The organism is Cytophaga hutchinsonii ATCC 33406 (assembly GCF_000014145.1).
Classification (GTDB): Bacteria; Bacteroidota; Bacteroidia; order Cytophagales; family Cytophagaceae; genus Cytophaga; species Cytophaga hutchinsonii.
Map to the genome: position 1 here is coordinate 505,617 of NC_008255.1, position 17,935 is coordinate 523,551.

General features: G+C 39.2%; 14 protein-coding genes. 7 read left to right on the top strand and 7 right to left on the bottom strand.

The window, feature by feature from the left end; all coding sequences use genetic code 11:
• The first annotated feature begins 130 nt into the window (after positions 1-130).
• The 5 genes from CHU_RS02150 (at position 131) to CHU_RS18735 (ending at position 8,015) form a co-directional block, all read left to right on the top strand.
• On the top strand, positions 131-1,162 hold the full coding sequence (locus tag CHU_RS02150) for an LLM class flavin-dependent oxidoreductase (protein WP_011583833.1): 1,032 nt from the start codon (positions 131-133) through the stop codon (positions 1,160-1,162).
• Positions 1,163-1,259: 97 nt separating this feature from the next.
• Entirely contained in the window at positions 1,260-2,837 is a 1,578-nt protein-coding gene (locus CHU_RS02155; protein WP_011583834.1) for a hypothetical protein, read from the top strand.
• Between the two features lie 112 nt (positions 2,838-2,949).
• Complete coding sequence (locus CHU_RS02160) at positions 2,950-5,349, top strand: T9SS type A sorting domain-containing protein (RefSeq protein WP_041932137.1); 2,400 nt, start codon at positions 2,950-2,952, stop codon at positions 5,347-5,349.
• 260 nt (positions 5,350-5,609) lie between these two features.
• A complete protein-coding gene (locus tag CHU_RS02170) occupies positions 5,610-6,014 on the top strand; it encodes a hypothetical protein (RefSeq protein WP_011583837.1) in 405 nt (134 codons plus the stop codon).
• Between the two features lie 294 nt (positions 6,015-6,308).
• Positions 6,309-8,015, top strand: coding sequence for an ELWxxDGT repeat protein (locus CHU_RS18735; protein ID WP_011583838.1), 1,707 nt, complete (start codon positions 6,309-6,311; stop codon positions 8,013-8,015).
• Between the two features lie 101 nt (positions 8,016-8,116).
• Here CHU_RS18735 and CHU_RS02180 read toward each other — a convergent pair whose 3' ends face one another.
• The 5 genes from CHU_RS02180 to CHU_RS02205 form a co-directional block, all read right to left on the bottom strand.
• Positions 8,117-8,491, bottom strand: a complete 375-nt coding sequence (locus tag CHU_RS02180) for a DoxX family protein (RefSeq protein ID WP_011583839.1) — start codon at positions 8,489-8,491, stop codon at positions 8,117-8,119.
• A gap of 291 nt (positions 8,492-8,782) precedes the next feature.
• Positions 8,783-9,136: a hypothetical protein gene (locus tag CHU_RS02190; RefSeq protein ID WP_011583841.1), complete on the bottom strand. Its 354-nt coding sequence runs from the start codon at positions 9,134-9,136 to the stop codon at positions 8,783-8,785.
• A 98-nt stretch (positions 9,137-9,234) separates the two neighbouring features.
• A complete protein-coding gene (locus CHU_RS02195) occupies positions 9,235-10,158 on the bottom strand; it encodes a hypothetical protein (RefSeq protein ID WP_041932138.1) in 924 nt (307 codons plus the stop codon).
• Positions 10,159-10,377: 219 nt separating this feature from the next.
• A complete protein-coding gene (locus tag CHU_RS02200; RefSeq protein ID WP_041932139.1) occupies positions 10,378-11,061 on the bottom strand; it encodes a hypothetical protein in 684 nt (227 codons plus the stop codon).
• Positions 11,062-11,311: 250 nt separating this feature from the next.
• Positions 11,312-11,665: a nuclear transport factor 2 family protein gene (locus CHU_RS02205; protein ID WP_011583845.1), complete on the bottom strand. Its 354-nt coding sequence runs from the start codon at positions 11,663-11,665 to the stop codon at positions 11,312-11,314.
• 180 nt (positions 11,666-11,845) lie between these two features.
• Between CHU_RS02205 and CHU_RS02210 the strand changes: the two genes are divergently transcribed.
• Entirely contained in the window at positions 11,846-12,193 is a 348-nt protein-coding gene (locus CHU_RS02210) for a hypothetical protein (protein ID WP_011583846.1), read from the top strand.
• A gap of 105 nt (positions 12,194-12,298) precedes the next feature.
• On the opposite strand, the gene CHU_RS02215 is transcribed toward CHU_RS02210, so the two are convergent.
• Positions 12,299-12,550 carry a hypothetical protein gene (locus CHU_RS02215; RefSeq protein ID WP_081428644.1) on the bottom strand — a complete coding sequence of 84 codons (252 nt, stop codon included), beginning with the start codon at positions 12,548-12,550 and terminating at the stop codon, positions 12,299-12,301.
• 451 nt (positions 12,551-13,001) lie between these two features.
• Here CHU_RS02215 and CHU_RS02220 point away from each other — a divergent pair, with 451 nt between their 5' ends.
• A complete protein-coding gene (locus tag CHU_RS02220; protein ID WP_011583848.1) occupies positions 13,002-13,415 on the top strand; it encodes a hypothetical protein in 414 nt (137 codons plus the stop codon).
• Positions 13,416-13,613: 198 nt separating this feature from the next.
• Here the strand turns inward: CHU_RS02220 and CHU_RS02225 are convergent, their stop codons facing one another.
• Positions 13,614-17,798 carry a DUF7619 domain-containing protein gene (locus tag CHU_RS02225; RefSeq protein ID WP_011583849.1) on the bottom strand — a complete coding sequence of 1,395 codons (4,185 nt, stop codon included), beginning with the start codon at positions 17,796-17,798 and terminating at the stop codon, positions 13,614-13,616.
• Positions 17,799-17,935: the final 137 nt, after the last annotated feature.

Genomic DNA, 17,935 nt, shown 5'->3' on the forward strand with positions numbered 1-17,935 from the left:
ACTCTAAGACTCAGTTGGGGAAATGGCAGTGTGGCATTTTTAGTTTTAGCAGATTCAGATAAATAAAAAATACATATATTTATATAACGTCATATCTGCTGAGTTATAGTTAAAACAGAATAATACATATATGGAATTAGGCATAGGAATGTTTGGGGATAATCATTACGATTTACAGGGGAATCCAATGGACTCCGGTGAACGACTCAGAGAATTGATTGATGAAATAAAACTGATGGATGAAGTGGGCCTGGATTTTTTTGGTATTGGAGAACATCACCGTCCTGATTATGCCGTTTCAGTACCTGAAATTGTATTGGCTGCTGCTGCAACGGTAACTAAAAAAATAAAATTAGGCAGCGCCGTTACTGTATTGAGTTCTTCTGATCCGGTGCGCATTTATCAAAGCTTTGCAACCATTGATCAGCTAACGAACGGACGTGCAGAGGTTACAGCCGGCCGCGGAAGTTTTATCGAATCGTTTCCGCTGTATGGGTATGAACTGAAAGAGTACAACACGCTTTTTGAAGAAAAACTAGACCTGCTGGTAAAAATCAATCAGCAAAATCCGGTTACATGGAAAGGAAAATTGCGTGCTCCGCTTGATCATCAGGAAATATGGCCACGTGCCGTACACGATAAACTGAAAATATGGGTAGCAGTAGGCGGTACACCTGAGTCTGTAGTACGTGCAGGCAAACTGGGACTTCCGGTTATTTTTGCTATCATCGGAGGCAACCCGGCACAGTTTCAGCCATTGTTCAATTATTATCAGGAAGTTTATAAACAATTCAAACATGATATAAATGCATTTGAAGTAGGTGTGCACATGCATTGTTTTTTTGGAGAAGACAGTGAAAAAGCAGCAGATGAATATTATCCGGTATATGCGTCGCAGATGAACCGCATTGGCCGTACACGCGGCTGGCAGCCTTATACCAGAAGCCAGTATGATTATGGCCGCGGCACGAACGGACACCTGATTATTGGTGATGCCAATGCAGCTGTCGATAAAATACTTGAGATGCATGAGTTGTTCGGCCTTACGCGGTTTTCGGCACATATGGATGTTGGCGGCCCTTCACATACCTCTCTTATGAAATCTATTGAAATCTTTGGAACACAGATTGCACCCAAGGTGCGGGCAGCCATCAAGCAATAAAAATGCGGGTAAAATTTATGTTTCGAAGCATGTTAACGTAATATGTTTTTATTCCGAAAAAAGTATATTTAAACCTCAAATCTGACTTTTAATTTAAATGAAAAAATTACTTTTTCTGTTGTTGATCTGGACGGGTATCAACAGTTTTAAAACAGCAGCACCTGTAGTAGAAGCCACTTTAGGTGCTAACGTCCCATTGAATACAAACATCCGCCAGATGCTTGGCAAGAAAGAGGGTGTTATTATTGTAGGGAATTCTTCCGGCGATAACCAATCACTTTCTTTTTACGATGAAAAAACCATGCAGCTTCTTTCAGAGAAAAAAATATACGGCAAAGAAATTTCTGCAGAAGATGTTAAGTATTATACACCGTATCAAACACTCGCACTTAAAAATACAATCGTTTTAGTTTTTTCCTCGACAGGGAAAAATAAGAAAAATGGTTTTTATGCTAAAGCGTTTGACTATAAGGGCAACGCGCTTACAGCTATTGTGCCTGTAAATGAACATTCATTTGCGCCGGCAGAAGCAATCAAAATGCAGCCGGTTTCTCCGGAAACAAATTATTATGATTCGCGTGAATCCTTTGTTATTTCATCAGACAGCTTAAGCTGGGCAGCATACAGCATCCCGCTTACACCTGTTACAACAGGGGATGAAAGTTTCAGAATGACGGTGCTGGATGAGCAGGCAAAGATACTTGCCGCACAGGATGTAAGTCTGCCATATAAAGACAAAGCATTCGGTTTTTCATCCATCATGCTGGATAAAAATAAAGCAGCCTATATTTTGGGTTATGTAAAACAAACAGATGGTTCATACAGATACATTCTTTCAAAGGTAGATGCAGCAAATGCTTTTAAAGTAACAGAAGCTGCTTTACCGGTACCATATTACATCAAAACCCATATTTTAAAATGGAGCAATCCAACGGAGTTGCGTATAAATGGTGTCTACAGTAAGATGGCTGCAGGCAAAATAACCACGGGTGTTCATGGTTGTTTCGCACTTACTGTTAATACAACTTCCCTTTCTGCGGGAACAGTTGAAACGTATGTGTTTCCGGCAAGCATTACAGATAAAATGGATCGCAAACCTGAAAAGGATCTTTCTATTTACGGACTTTCGATTGATAAAGTAGTAACTAAAAATGACGGCGGATATTATGTATTGCTGGATCATTATTATACAGACGAAACAGTACGCGGCGGGATCGCATACACGGTTCCGGAAGGCATGAGTAATACGATTTACCATTCCGATGAACTGATCATACTTTCGTATGATAAAACAAACAAAGTAACCTGGTCATCTATATATAAAAAAGCACAGCAAAGGCTCGGAAGTAATGGTATGATGATGCAGGATGCAACACTGTATCAGAATGGTCTGGTAATTCTGTATAACGAATCAGAAAAAAATCTCCAGAACAATACCAATGAGTATTATTTGCTGAGCCCTGATAAAATGAAGGCCGCTATGTTGTATGTAGATGATAAAGGTGCTGTAAGCAGAAGTGTTGTAGGAGGATTAAGCACAGACGGTTCTAAGCAATTGATCTCTATGCGGGCATTTTCCGCCTGCAATAAAGGGCCTGAAGTGTATAGCGATGTATTTACCTTTAGCGGAAAAACATTAAAAACGCTGTCATTTGCGAAATTACAGGTACGCTGATATTTGTTTCGTATACGTATAAAAATGCCGGTTAGAAAGACCGGCATTTTTTATCACAGCAGAAGTATAATAAGAAAGCGTATATTTGATGCACATTATTCAACCCCTTTATATGAAAATTATTCTTTCTGTTTCAATTTTTCTTATATCTGTATTTTCAGCTTTTTCACAAGATTGCTGGAAAATGGTAGCTAAAGGTTCTGACCATACCATCGCTGTTCGCCAGGACGGCACACTGTGGAGTTGGGGACAAAACATGTACGGACAGTTAGGAGATGGTTCTGGATACAGTTCAATTATACCTGTACAGGTGGGAACACTGACAACGTGGGATAAAGTGTTTGCAAAATATGATAACTCATTTGCAATAATGAAAGATGGTACGCTTTGGGCATGGGGCATGAATTCATTGGGCACATTGGGAGACGGCACGGAACAAGTGAGAAAAACTCCGGTTAAAGTTGGTACTGCAACTGATTGGCAATCTGTTGAAACAAATTTCAATTTTACAGCTGCGATAAAAAAAGATGGATCATTATGGATATGGGGAGATAATTATAATGGGCAATTGGGGAATGGAACAAAAGTTAAAAATATAATTCCTTCAAAAGTTGGTTCAGGTAAAAACTGGAAGTCAGTTTCTATAGGATCGTCTAATATACTGGCAATAAAAACAGATGGAACACTTTGGGGCTGGGGTAATAATTATTACAACCAAATAGGTTATACGCCTACTGTTGATGTTTTAAGTCCTACACAGATAGGTAGTGAAACCGATTGGAAAAGTGTTTCATGTGGAGATGATCACGTGATGGCTATTCGTACAAATGGATCTTTATGGATCTGGGGTAGTAATAAAGAGGGACAAATTGGAAATGGAGAAATAAACAGTTATCAAACAGAGCCTGTTCAGGTAGGCAGTGATACTGATTGGGGAACATGTCATGCTATACAGGATTGGAGCATTGCCATAAAAACAAACGGATCATTGTGGACCTGGGGTTCAGGTTACGGCTATTATAATAGCAGCTATATACGTAAAAATATTCCAACACAGTTTGGTCGTGATACGGATTGGAGCATGATATACCCTAGTGAACAGCAATCTGTTGCTTTTAAAACAGATGGTTCGCTTTGGACATGGGGAAGCAACGCGCGTGGGCAATTGGGCCTTGGGTTATACGGGAATACAAATATACCATACATGGTTAGTTGTCCGGAAGTTCTTACGTCTTCTTGCTGGCAGGCAGCAAGTATTGTACAATCCACTTCCTTTGGTTTGCGTACAGATAGTACACTTTGGAAATGGGGATGGGGCAATGAAAATTCTCTTGATATCTATGCCCGGAATGATCCTGGTTTTGCTCGCATTGGTACATATAAATGGAGAGCGTATGCGTCTGGAGGAGCATTACTTGCAATAAAAGATGATGGTACCTTGTGGCAATCAGGAGGAAGAAATGTACCTGTTTTGCTTAGTTCTTCTAAAGACTGGAAAGCTGTTGCAGCAAGCAGCAGTCGTGGGTATGCAATAAAAACAGATGGAAGTTTATGGGGATGGGATATTGATAATTATACCAATAATACTGAACCATCCGGTGGTGTAATTCCTCTACTTAAAGAAATAAATCCAGGTACGCAATGGCAATCCATATCTGCTTCTACAACAACAGCAGCAGCCATACGTGACGATGGATCTTTATGGATATGGGGAAGTGCCCTGTATGGCGCCATGGGAACAGGTATTGCTGTTGCAGGTAGTCCCACACTAATACAGATGGGTAATGATACCGGCTGGCAATTTGTATCGGTAGGTGAGTCTACAACAATGGCCATAAAAACAGACGGCACGTTATGGGCCTGCGGACAAAATAATTATGGGCAGCTTGGTAACGGCAATACTACCGATATATATACGCTCACTCAGATTGGAACAGCAACAGATTGGAAAACGGTTGTCGCCGGCCCATATCATACACTTGCAATTAAAACCGATGGGTCAATCAACGGTTGGGGAAGTTATACATACAACAAACTTGGATTGGGATACGATTTATATGGAAACTTACTTGAACAAAACTGGAAACATATTGCAACAGGTCCTTATAATTCTTTCGCGATACATGGCGATGGTACGCTTTATACAGTTGGTGATAATGAATACACACAGTTAGGTTCTCAGAATTATAGAAGCAACGGTCCTGTGAAAATTGAATGTATCATAGCAGAAGATACGGACCCTGTAATAACTTCTACTAATGATAAAACAACACAGGCAACGGAACAAAAGTATATGGTATATCCTAATCCCAATAATGGATCATTTACTATATCAGGAAGTAAAAACTCAGATGTATATATTTACAACATTGAAGGACATCTTGAAAAATTCACAACTATGTCTGATCTAAAAGAACAGATTCAAATAGACCTCATACAAGGAATCTATTATATTATAGTAGTTGATGAAGCTGGAAATAGCAGCAGGCAAACATTTATTGTTCATCAATAACTTACCTGCACAAATACAATTGAGATATCCTGCTTCCGGTAAACATGTGAATGAAAAGCATCAAACACCAGCCTTTGCTATGCAAAGGCTGGTGTTTATTTATCAGAAATGTGCAACATACAAGTGGAAAAATTAAACATAAAAACAAAATCGTGTAACAAAAGCAGGGAATGTTTTAACAACTTGTTGGTACATTAGAAATTAACATCCTGATGTATTGAACAAGTAAACTATTTAACCAGGCTAAAAACAAATCACGTATGAAAACAATTATCCTTGCATGCTTCTTATCTGCCGGAATTGCAGGCGCATATGCACAAACAAATAATACAGGAACTACCCCAAACCAGAATTCCTCACCGACAATGAAGCCAGAGAACAATGGCACACCTACAAATCCGGATAATAGAGGAACAGCCAACGATGGCGTAATTAAAAATGGTTCGCAGAATAAAAATACCTACGATAGTTCCCAAAGCAAAAATCCTGTTACCAATCCGGAATATCAGACAGATCCGAGAAATGAAAATGAATCGCCAAACCGGCCAGATCCAACAGGTAAAACAACAACACCGGAAAAGACAACAACGCCGAATAATAATAAGTCTGCAAAACCGGGTTCTACGCCTGCTAAACCCAACAATACCAAACCTGCAACAAAATAACAGCAGATAGTTAGGTATAGAATTTCTAACAGATTCTTGAAATCTGTACAAATAGATAATGGATAAAGCAACGCTTACAAAAGCATCGCTTTATCCATTTATTTTTATACATGAAGAGCAAAATAAGCCTCAATCTTTCAGTAATTTTTTAACGACTGTTGAAGATAAACAGAAGGGTGGGTAAAGCAGTTTATATAAATAGTCATAGTAAACGATAGATTTTTACAGACATTATACCTGTGATTTTTGTTATATAAAATAAATTCCGCTACTTGGGAGTATATTATATATTTTATGAAAAAAATAACAACGTATTATCTGTTTTTGATCTCTTTTTTCTTTTTTAATAATTATGCGCAATCCCAGGATTATTATTCATTAATAAGTTCGGTGGCTAATTGCGGTATCAGCAGTGGGTTTGTAAAAACAACAACACATATCTACGTTGCCATGGGCTGCAACTCCTCTGGTTTTGAGTTGTACGTTAGTGATGGTACAGAACCACTGCGATTGGTAAAACAGATAAATGCAACGGGAGCAGGCTGGGGCGCAGATATCGGCAATTTTTTGCCTGTTGGCAATAAGCTTTATTTTACCGCTAAAGATGACGGACAGGACAATGCGGAATTGTGGATGACGGATGCAACAGAAGCAGGAACAAAAAAGATCCGCGAAATTGCTTCAGGCTCCCGCGGAAGCTACCCGTCTTATTTAACAGAGATGAATGGAATCGTTTATTTTGTTGCTTACAGCTTTGAATATGGCCAGGAGCTGTGGAGAACAGATGGCACAACGAACGGAACATATCCTATCATAGATATGGATGAAGGTTCTAACGGAGGCTTAACAAATACCAGGGATTTACATGCACATGGGAATACCATCTATTTTTGTGGACGCAGCAGCAACAATAAGTTTACGGAAGAATTATATAAAACAGATGGCACAGAGTCGGGTACAGTTTTGATTAAAGATATTAATACGGTGCCGTTTGAAAATTCAACATCCAATCAACCTTCTTTTCCAAAATATTTTTTCTCTTACGGGAATATCATTTTGTTTACTGCCAATGATGGCATTCATGGTACAGAATTATGGAAAACGGATGGTACAACTGCAGGTACAGTATTAGTAAAAGATATTAATTCCGGTGCCGGAAGCTCTAATCCGGCAGAGTCAGACAGTCACTACAATCAATATATTTTATATAAAGGCGAAGTTTATTTTGCAGCAAACGATGGTGTGCATGGGATCGAATTATGGAAAACAGATGGGACAGAAAATGGTACCGTGATGGTAAAGGATCTGAGTATTGAGAGTGCTCAGTATCAAAACGTGAGCCACGGGAAACCTTGTTATCCGACTATTTATAAAGACAAATTCTACTTTTATGCATATAGTTCATCGTATAGCCTGGAAGAAGTTTCCGGTGCGAAAGCTGCCGGATATCAGGTTTGGGAATCGGATGGGACAAGTGCGGGAACGACTCAGGTAACATCGAGCTCTCCGCCCGCTTTCGCATATCCCTTAAGAGTTTGTAATGATTTAGTATATTTCAATTACGCATATAATGCCAGCAGTATTTTAATGAAATATGACGGGGCAGTTTTAGATACGGTTACGAACAAAACAAGCCAGGATAAATATTTACATGCGGCTAACGCCGGTGTTTGCTTTAATAACACATTCTATTTCAATGCCGGTTCAACAAACCGTACGTATAGTTTTTGGGAGATGAGTAAAGGTATTACTACAGCAATTACACATTCAGAAAAGGAAGAAGAAGAAAATTATTATATCATAAAAGATGCTCAATTGGAGATACTAACGCCGTATAAGATTTCAGAAATTAAGGTTATAACGGCAGCCGGCAGTGAAATTGCAGTGCCACGCTTAGGCCCAGCCACATTTGATGTATCTGCATTGCCTGCCGGAATGTATATAATCAAAACAAATACAGATGAAAAAACACTAACAAAAAAGATTGTACTGGTTAAATAGCCAGTACAATCTTTTTTAAATTATAGGGATTGAGTTTTTCATGCATGTAATATTTGATGATTTAATATTGTGCCGGAAAACGTTGACTACCGTTTACATTATCAAACCGCCTGCCTGCTTTTGCTGTGTATGAACCATGCCCATGCAATCAATATAAACTGAAGCGGGAAACGTATCAGCGCGAGCGTGGGTGAGCCAATCGCAGGTTGTTCTTTGAATAGATCAAGTGTATGTAAAGGCAGGAAGGCAATCATCAATATGAATAACAGAAATGTAGCCCGCGGGCGGAATCTTTTTGTTATCGTGCCGATACCAATCAACATTTCCAGGATACCGGTAACGTAATTCACCAATACCTCCGGCATGAAATCCGGAATAAAAGCATCGTATGCATACGGTTTAATGATATGCATGATGCCGGCAAGGATCATCATGCCGGCAAAGAGATAGGTTAATACGCGCGTGATTGTTTTCATGTATTTTTAAAATAAATGTCCCAGATAGTATTTGAAATTCCCCGAAGCAAATACAGCTGCTGCGTGCTCGTTTGATATCTCGTAAACAGGGAATATATAAGTCTGTCCGTATAACGGATCATTAATACATAACGTAACGTATCGTCTGGTCTGGTACAGTCACCATCCAGGATATCAAACCCGTTGAGTTGCAAGTGCGCGCCTTTATAGGTAGTGCCAGGTATTTGTAACTATCCTATTTATTTTTAGATGCTGTATGCCAAATAGAAATGAGACAGTGAAACAACCTGTTTATTTTTTCTCAAAAATATAATTCATTATTACAAATCCATCACTATTTCCGCCGCCGCCATTAGAAGATACGAGTGTATAACCTTTATTTTTTAATTCATTTAACCCGATAACAATTTTAATTATATTTTCATTTTCATTTTTAGAACGCATTGGATTAAGAGGAATTGTTTTTAAAATTGTTGTGCCATCAGATACAGTAATTTTAGATTGTATAATTAGATTTACAGCTTCCAGAGTTCTGACAACAATAAAGACATTCTCATTTGATACAGATTTAAATGACATCAATGCAGTTGTACTGATTGTTAAAAACAGTAAAGATACGATGCTGAACATGATTGTTTTTTTCATAAAAGTAATTTGATGTGGTTAGAAAATGAAGATATTGATCAGAGATAAGAAACCCAACATGAATGGACATTTCTTAAGCGCCGAAAATACCTGTATGTTTAAAATTTAAATTTATATTCAAACGTAATAATATATTCCCGGGTTAAGCCATCCGGCCGTACCTTGCGGGTTATAAAAGGCTTGCCGATAGTTACATTGATACTGCTTTTTTTACTGAGTGCATAATCAAAATACATAACGCCGTTGAACGTTAATCCCTGAGATCCTGTAATCACTTGGCGGCTGCCGGTTATATCCGAAAACCGGTCTGCCTTTAAGTGGTAGATAGATAAGGCGCTGGGTGATATCGTTAGCCGTTTTGTAATCTTTAAAGCATAAGTAAGACGGAGCAATACATCACCGCTTCGGATGTACTTGTTTGTTGATTGGAAATTCCTGAAAGGTGAATCTGCCGGATACAACTCGGAAAGATACCCGTTGTTATTCTGAACTACAGGCTGCTGAAAGCCTGTAGTAAACGTGAATTTTTTAATTTCATACTTCAGTCCCAGAATCAGGTCAATAGTGCCGAGACTGGATTGATAATCCATCGGTAGAGACAAACCTTCATCGCTTTGTCTGTTACCATTCTGCAGCGGAATTTTAATGCCTCCTAAAACGGTTGTATTTTTTATAAACCCATAACTGGCGTTGATGTAAAGATCTGAAAAGCCTGTTGCGGAAATATTCTCGTCTGTCTGATTTATGCCGCCGATTTTAACATCCAGCCCCGCCCGCGTTGATAATTGCCTGTGGTATTCTATATAATAACTCCATATAGCAATACCATGATCGGCTTCACCGTGCGATATACCTGAAGCGATAGAATTTTTATACGTGCTGGATGTTGAGTCTGCTGCATCTGGCTTGAAACCATTCAGGGTACAAAAACCTGCATCGCTGCATCCCTGGCCATGTGTGAAAAATACGGCAGATACTGCCAGAAGAAATGTGCTTAAATATTTTACTCGGACGATGTACATGAGGTAATGCAAAAATAAGAATTTAAGTTCTGGATGTATCTGTAACGAAATAACTACATGGATATTTCAGGCAAACGCTGGTGCTGCTGCTCTAAGTGAACCATGTGTTTCTAAATCAAAATTGACTATAGGCAGTATCTGTATTTTTACAAATAATATTGGATTTTGTACTAAAGAACGTTTTCCTCCTGATCACAACATCAATTTCTTGAAATACATTTAGTCTTTGTAGTGCTCTTTGTTAAAAAAGAAATAATACAGATTGAAAGAAAGTACCGAATAGCGCGAATGTAATACAGCCATGTCCTTACCTGCCTGTATTTCGAATGTATATGTGCCTTGCAGCGAATACTGGTATTCGAGCCCGTATTCTATGCGCCCGTATTTTCCAGCCCGGGTTTTGATACGGGCGCCGCAAAGTATGCCGGAGAGAAACAGGGGATTTTCCTGACGCTTTAAAAAGCCTTGCGTAAGCCAGTCCAGCGCAATTCCGCCTGTAAGTTTTATCTGCAGGTCAGGATTTATACCCGGCCGTAATACATACATAAGCTGTATGGGAACCAGATAGCTGTTGATGCCGATGTTGGCGTCCCAACCGAGCGATTGAAGCAGGTAAGAGCCGCTCAGATCTTTTCTTGAATAAGATATATAGGTGTTCAGTATGCCTGTTTCTATACCAACAACACCGCCTAAAACATATTGACCCAGAATACCTCCCGCATAGGAGGCATGCGTACGGAGCGCATACGATTGTGCACCTATATCCAGCGTGCTGTGCGGGCCTGGCACGGAAACGCCAACGCTGCCTTTTATACCGATGCTGCAAGCAGTGCTTTGTGCGTGGCTGTACTGGTAATGCATAAAAAGGACATAGCTTAAAAGCAGAACATAGAATGAACGCATAGTAAGGGTATAGCTGAAATGCCTCCTCATAACGGAAAAAGAAAGCTGATAGTATTCATGTTCAAGCATACTATCAGCTTCACTGTAGGTGAAAGCGCAGGCATACTTCTGGCCCAGCAAAGTCTTTAGCAAGCGGCACTGGTGCCAGATGAAAAAAGTCAGATGCTATTTTCTTTTTTCTTTTCCCGGCTTTCTTCCAGATCAAATTCAAACGTGTAACATGATGAACATGACGCTAAAAACAGCATAACTACATGCGTTCAATATCCATTGTTTTTATCAAGCCATTTTCAAACGTATAAACATGCTTCACCATTCCATCAAACATAGAATTACCCTGCAGGTCTTTTACTTTTTGGAGTACCTGAACTTCCAGCTTTCCGTTTGGCCTTTCCGTAAAGCCAACAGGTTCAACAGTGGGATTTATTTCTTTCCATTGTCTGGTCCAGTATGCGTTTATTTCAGCATGTCCGATTATGTAGCCGCCTTCCCACGCTTTAGACCACTGCACATCCGGCTGCATGGTTGAGAGTGCGGTTTCAATAGCTCTTTCGTTGAAAGCAGTGTACGCTTTTTTAATCAGGTCTTCGGATGGAGTTGACATTGTTTAATGAGTAAATTTCAGGTTCTGATCAAGTATTGCAGCAATCAAGATAGTGAAATTACTAAACATTAATTCAAAATTATGTAACAGGTGCCATTGCGGATTTTCTGAAATTACCATACAAGTAAACTAAAGATCTTTACTGTATCAAATCATTTAACCAGCTAAATCCATACAAGTATGAAAGCACTTATTCTTACATTATTCCTGTCTGCCGGCATTACCGGTGCCTATGCACAAAACAGCAATACCGGAACAGGAACAGCACCGGGACAAAATCCTTCAACAACCATTGAACCCAATAATACGGGTACACCAAACAATACCGGTACAAATAGTAACGGCGGCGTAATCGATAACACAGCGACGCCGAATACCAAGACTCCTGGCAATACGCATAACAGCCTGGATCCAAACACAGGTTCTAAATCAGATCCGAACAAGGCAAACAACACTACATCGCCAGCGAACAAAAAATCCAACGCGACACAACCAACCACAAGCCCGACGTCGCCGACGACTAAATAATTAGAAAAACATAAAAAGTAACCCCTGGCCAGTTATACTGGTCAGGGGTTGCTTTTTATACACTCAGATAAAGGCTGCTAAATGGGATCAGCCAGCAATTATTTTTCAATTCTTTTTTAAATAAATTCCCCAGACACCATTTGAAAATTCGCCTGCTGCAAATGCAACGGCTACCGGCCCGTTCGTTATTTCATAAACCGTAAAGGTATAATCCTGTGCGTATAGGGGATCTTTGATCTGTATTTTTTCTGCGGTATTCATCCAGTCATGGTCCCAGATATTGAGTCCGTTAAGTTCAAACCAATCACCGTCTGTTAAGGTGCGGATATGTGGCCAGGTGCTCATGGTATCGGTCATGCTGTAAGTTACGAATAGGAAACAGAATACATTTCGTTCCGGCGGATTTTTCTGGCATTGACAGTACAAATGTCTAAGAGTTGTGGCAAGCTTGTTGTTAGAGACCCAAGACAACTATTATTCGCTCCTTTTTATTCTCATTGGTATTGGGAACTTCGACAAGGAAAGAATAGATATCTATTTATTTTAAGAAATTGATTATTAACATTCCCTTTGTCTGAATTAGGATTTATTGGATTTGTTAGATGAAAGGATTATTCATACAGCATCCTTTTTGTCCATAAATCTTGAAAATTCTAATTCAGACAATTTGCTGGCTCTTGCTGATGCGCTAAAGATGGCGCCAAGGTGTTCACTTATTTTCTGTTTTAACATGTAAATTTTATATTGTTCTCATGCATCGTCGTCCCATGTCGCGGTGCGTACACATATTCCTGCTGATTAGTTAAATATGGCATTTAATAAAATCGAATTGATACAGAAACTTCAGGTACTTGGTTTTCCTCAAAATGAGCTGATACTTACTTTTGAAGAATTCTTTGAAGGTAATACATATGAAACATCTATTGCAGTAAATGTTCCTTATAAACCACCGGTAGTTGAATTCAGAGGCACCTTTGAAAAGATGCTGAAGGAAGGAGTTGCCGATAATGTATGGATCAGAATTGTTGATATAGAAGATCCCGAGGAATGGATCTTCACGGATACCGTATATGTAATCGGAGACTTAACTATACAGCAGCTGAAAGAATATATTAAACAGTTACATGCCGACGATATTTATGAAGGCTGGATGTATGGTGAACCGGTTAATGCCGGAGAATATGACAGATCAAAAAATGTTTATACAATATTTTGGGATTAAGTATTTTCTGAGCGGAGATTCTGGTGATTTATATCATAAAAAAATGAAAGCTGAATAAATGCGCATTAATGATTTGCCGTCTTATCATAGAAAATCAGCACAATCAAATAAATAAATGTTCAGACAATTTATCTGTCACCATCCGCGGCGGACCGCCAGGGATGGTGACAGAGAGTATAAGAGGAGGTATGCAGGCATTTATTCAACAACAACTTTTCCTTGCGTGCTGTTTCCGGATTCATCTGTAATGGTATAAAAATAAATACCCGGTGATAGTGTATTTATTTTTATTATGGATTCATTTCCCGATAATTTTTCAGTAAACACAATTGATCCCGTAATGCTGATAAATTGAATACTTTTCAAATTTAAATATGCGCTCTTTACATGAAGCTGATCTGTTGCAGGATTTGGATAAACGGTAATCGTTTTAGCTGCAGTAGTTTTGTTTGCTGTAACAATTTTTGTACGCACAGATACTGTATTACCCTTTGAAAAATCCTGAAGGTATGCATCTTTAATTGTAAGTAGTGTTTCATTGGTAAGCACCGGACTGTTATAGTCAAAGAAGATATAAGCCTTGTTTGAAAGTGTAGTACCTTCGGATAAATCTTCTTTCGGATAAATGGAATACGATACAAATCCCTGGCTTTTCAACAGATTCGATGTGGAATCGGTTAACACAATCGGGTCGAAAGAAAATGTAAGAACGGGATTTCCTCTTCCGGATAACGTGTATGTAAACGGATGGCTGGAAGATTCTACCAATAAGGTTTCCATATTTAAATCGTTATCTAAGGTGTCAATGATCACTACTTTAAAGGCTGTATCGGTACCAACATTCTGGAATTGGATTGTGTAGGTAAGTTTTTCTTTTTTATTGATATAGTTTTCTGTGCCATAGCCGGAAGGCATTACAGATTTATGGTTCGGATCAAAACTTCCTATAATGGGCAGGCACGAATAAGCAATATGAAAAGACCGGTCATCCAATGGAAGGTTTGTAAGTGCTGTACGTACAGGATTTACAGTGGCAGTAGCATTGCAGCTTTGCGTTGCAAGGCTTGGATTGCTCGGGAAAGGGAAGTCAGCGTGTTGCTCCGCAGACACTCTGACTGATTTGCCGTTTGCCGGATAGGAAATGGATAAACCGGTATTCGATTCCAGTAAGAATGAAGAAGAATAAATAATGGTATCGTTTACGAAAACATTGAAATTTCTTGGTGCATCCATATCACCTGCGCCAATATTTTTTATAAAAAAGACAGATGAATCCGTACGGCACAACTGTTCAATTTTTATTTCTGAATGATCCCACATCGGTGGTACAATACAGTTTCTAACAGGAGTTATTTCAACCTTAATACATTGCGTAAGTCCCAGTATCGATTCGCTTAAACAAGAAACAGAATCGCCAATCGTGATAAATCCTTCCTGTCCCGGATTCAATGCACCTATGTTATAGGTTAAGGTATTATTCGATTTTGATTGCCATACCGGCATGCTGGTTTTTGGTATGTTATGTTCGGAATAGGTAACGACAACTGTTACATTGGATTCACTTGCTGTTCCGTAATTCGCATATTTAATTTTTGTTAATCCGCCATAACATCTTCTTCTGACAGTATTCTGCACGTCAACATATAACAATGGACAGCTAACAGGATTTAATTTATCTGCAAAGTCAACATCCGCCACTATTTTTTCTGATCCGGTAAGTGATATATTGTATGTATCCGTACATGTATTTACATAGCGCTGTTGCTGGATCGGATTGAGCAATTGCTTAACAGCATATTGGTATGCACCTGTATCTACATTGATTGTATAAGCACCACTTGCATCGGTGATGCTGTAATTATTTCCCGGTTGAGCAACAATGTTCATCGTTTGAATACCAGGTTCTGTTTGCTGCTTAGTACAAGAGGCATTTGCATCGGTGAAAACAGTTCCGGTAATGGTATTGAAGTTTGCTTTTTCAATTTGAAGACAAATGATCCGGATATCCGCAAACCTGACGGAGCCAATATTACCTTTATTATTGCCACATATATAGGCTACACCTTTTTCTTTATCGTATACTACGTCCGCAAATCCTCCTGAAGCGATGATAGCAAGTCCGTTATTCCCGTAAGAAGCATCTACCGTACCCAAAGCATTTGTCCTTACAACTGCATATGTGATGGCATCAGGTGCAGTTGTACCAAATAAGAATATGTTATCATTTTTATCTACGATCAGATCCTGTACAGCAAAGTTGTTGTACGGCAGATTAACGCGTCCGCTGGCACCAAACTCAGGAACAAATGCGCCTGTGGACGTAAGTTTGTATAGCACAGAAAATGGACCATTAAGTCCGCTTCCATAATAACATGCCAGCACAAGATTGTTATTCGAATCAAAAGAAACAGCAGAGCATGTTGGAAACGTTGGGTAAAAAACAGGCAGTGTATTAATAAAAAAACCATCGATGCCAAAAAGCGGATCGATGGACTGATTTGTAATTTTTGTAGTAAATACATCACTTGTACCTGCTTTACCGGAAATATAAATAGCGCCATTGTTGTCTATAACAGCTTTTTGTCCTGTAAGAGCGACAGATGTCGTAATCAGCAGTGTGCCCTGATTACCATAAGATACATCTATGACACCGGAACGGGTAATTTTTGTTATAAGCATAGAAGTGCCATCCGTATAATTTGAAAAAACCAACAGGGAAGAATCCTGATCAAAAAGAATATCAAAGGGAATCGTAATGCTGCCATTGGATGGATAGGTGAACGTGCCGTTTGTACCAAAGCTACTGATGCGGTTTCCGGAAATATCTGTTTTAGATAACGAACTTCGTGACAACGCCGGGTCATCGTTATAAGTTACACCTGCACTGTATATGGCTCCGCTATTTTCAATTGCTATATAGTATTCATTTATATTAGGGGAAAATATTTTTTTGCCATTATTTCCAAAGCCTGCATTCAATGCACCGTTTGGAGTAACGGATAGTAAAGCCGGATAACTGGCGGAATTTTTCCAGACAGCGCCGGATACATATAGGTTGCTACCATGCAAAAGAATACGGCCAATATTATCCGATGAGTTGGGGTTTTGTTTTTGATTTGAAATTGAACCTTTAATGGTTCCTGTCGCATCAATGATAATGGTTTCAGCATACGAATTACCATCATTGCTGTTCGGAGAGCCCACCGCAAAAATCAGTCCGCTGGTATTCACTGCCAGATTGCCAATACCTACAATGTTGTTTTTATAGACAAAACTCATAATTCCATCGGAGTTAAATGATGGATCATAATTCATCGCTGTTGTATTGATTTTAACAAGTATGCATTCATATGAAAAAGGAGCTACGGTAGCAATTCCCGAAAGCACGATGTTGTCGTTCGTATCTACACACATATTGTTCAACGTAATGTTTGTATGTGCAGCTGAAGAGATCGTAAAAATACCGTTCTGTGCAAAGGTAAGGTCAGGCTGTCCGGAAGTAAAGTATCTGTAGACCTCATTTGTATTGCTGTCTGTATTGCTGTGTAAAATGTAGATTCTTTCCTCGCTGTCAAATGCAATTTTTCTGGATAACCATAAATATGGAAGTGTTACGATGCCATTCGTTCCAAAAGCATTTACAAACGCACCGGCGGGGTTTAGTTTGACCAGTGAGGCAGAATTAAAATACTGAGCAGACATATATAAATAGCCATCCGAATCAATCAGTATATCCGTCACTGTAGGATTGCCAATAGCAGGAGAAGGAAACGTAATGTTTGAGATGCCGTTGGCTCCGAATGTATTGTCCAGGATTCCATTCCGGTTGAACTTAACAACATAGGGATACCCCTGCGTGCCTCCGGAAAAATACAGGTTATTATTTTTGTCAATTGAAAATGCATAGGCATTTGGTACCGGCAAAGCAAGTTTGCCCTTAACGCCGAAAGAAAGATCAGCCTGGCCATAGCGGTTGTATTTAAAGGCATACAGCGCATTATCAATAGAACCAAGCAAGTAAATATTTTCGTCTGAATCTACCTGCAGGAAAAGTACATCTCCGAAGCTGGTCTGCTGCAGTGCAGTAAGAATTGTTAGATAGCCTTTGTTTCCGAACGACAGATCCGGTTTGCCTGCCGGGTTTAATTTAAGTATCAGCCGTTTTGTTTGATCGAACATACCCGAAACATAGGTGTTCCCTTTGCTGTCGCTGATAATTTTTGAATCGAAAAAAATACCTGTATATATGGTATCAACTAAATTGATGTCCAGATAACCATCCTTTCCAAAATCTGTTTGTAATGCACCTACCTGGGCATGGATCGAATTTGAACATAACAGGAATACGAAAGCAGCAATGGAAAGGCGAAAAGAACGTAGCATATATACAGTAAGCTAAAATTTAAATTGTATAAATATAATGAAAAAAAGCAATATAATTTAAATTGACAAACTCGCTGCACCTATTCAGAATGGAGATTTTATCCTTCTGGCGCAGGCAGCTATAATAATGACGAGCA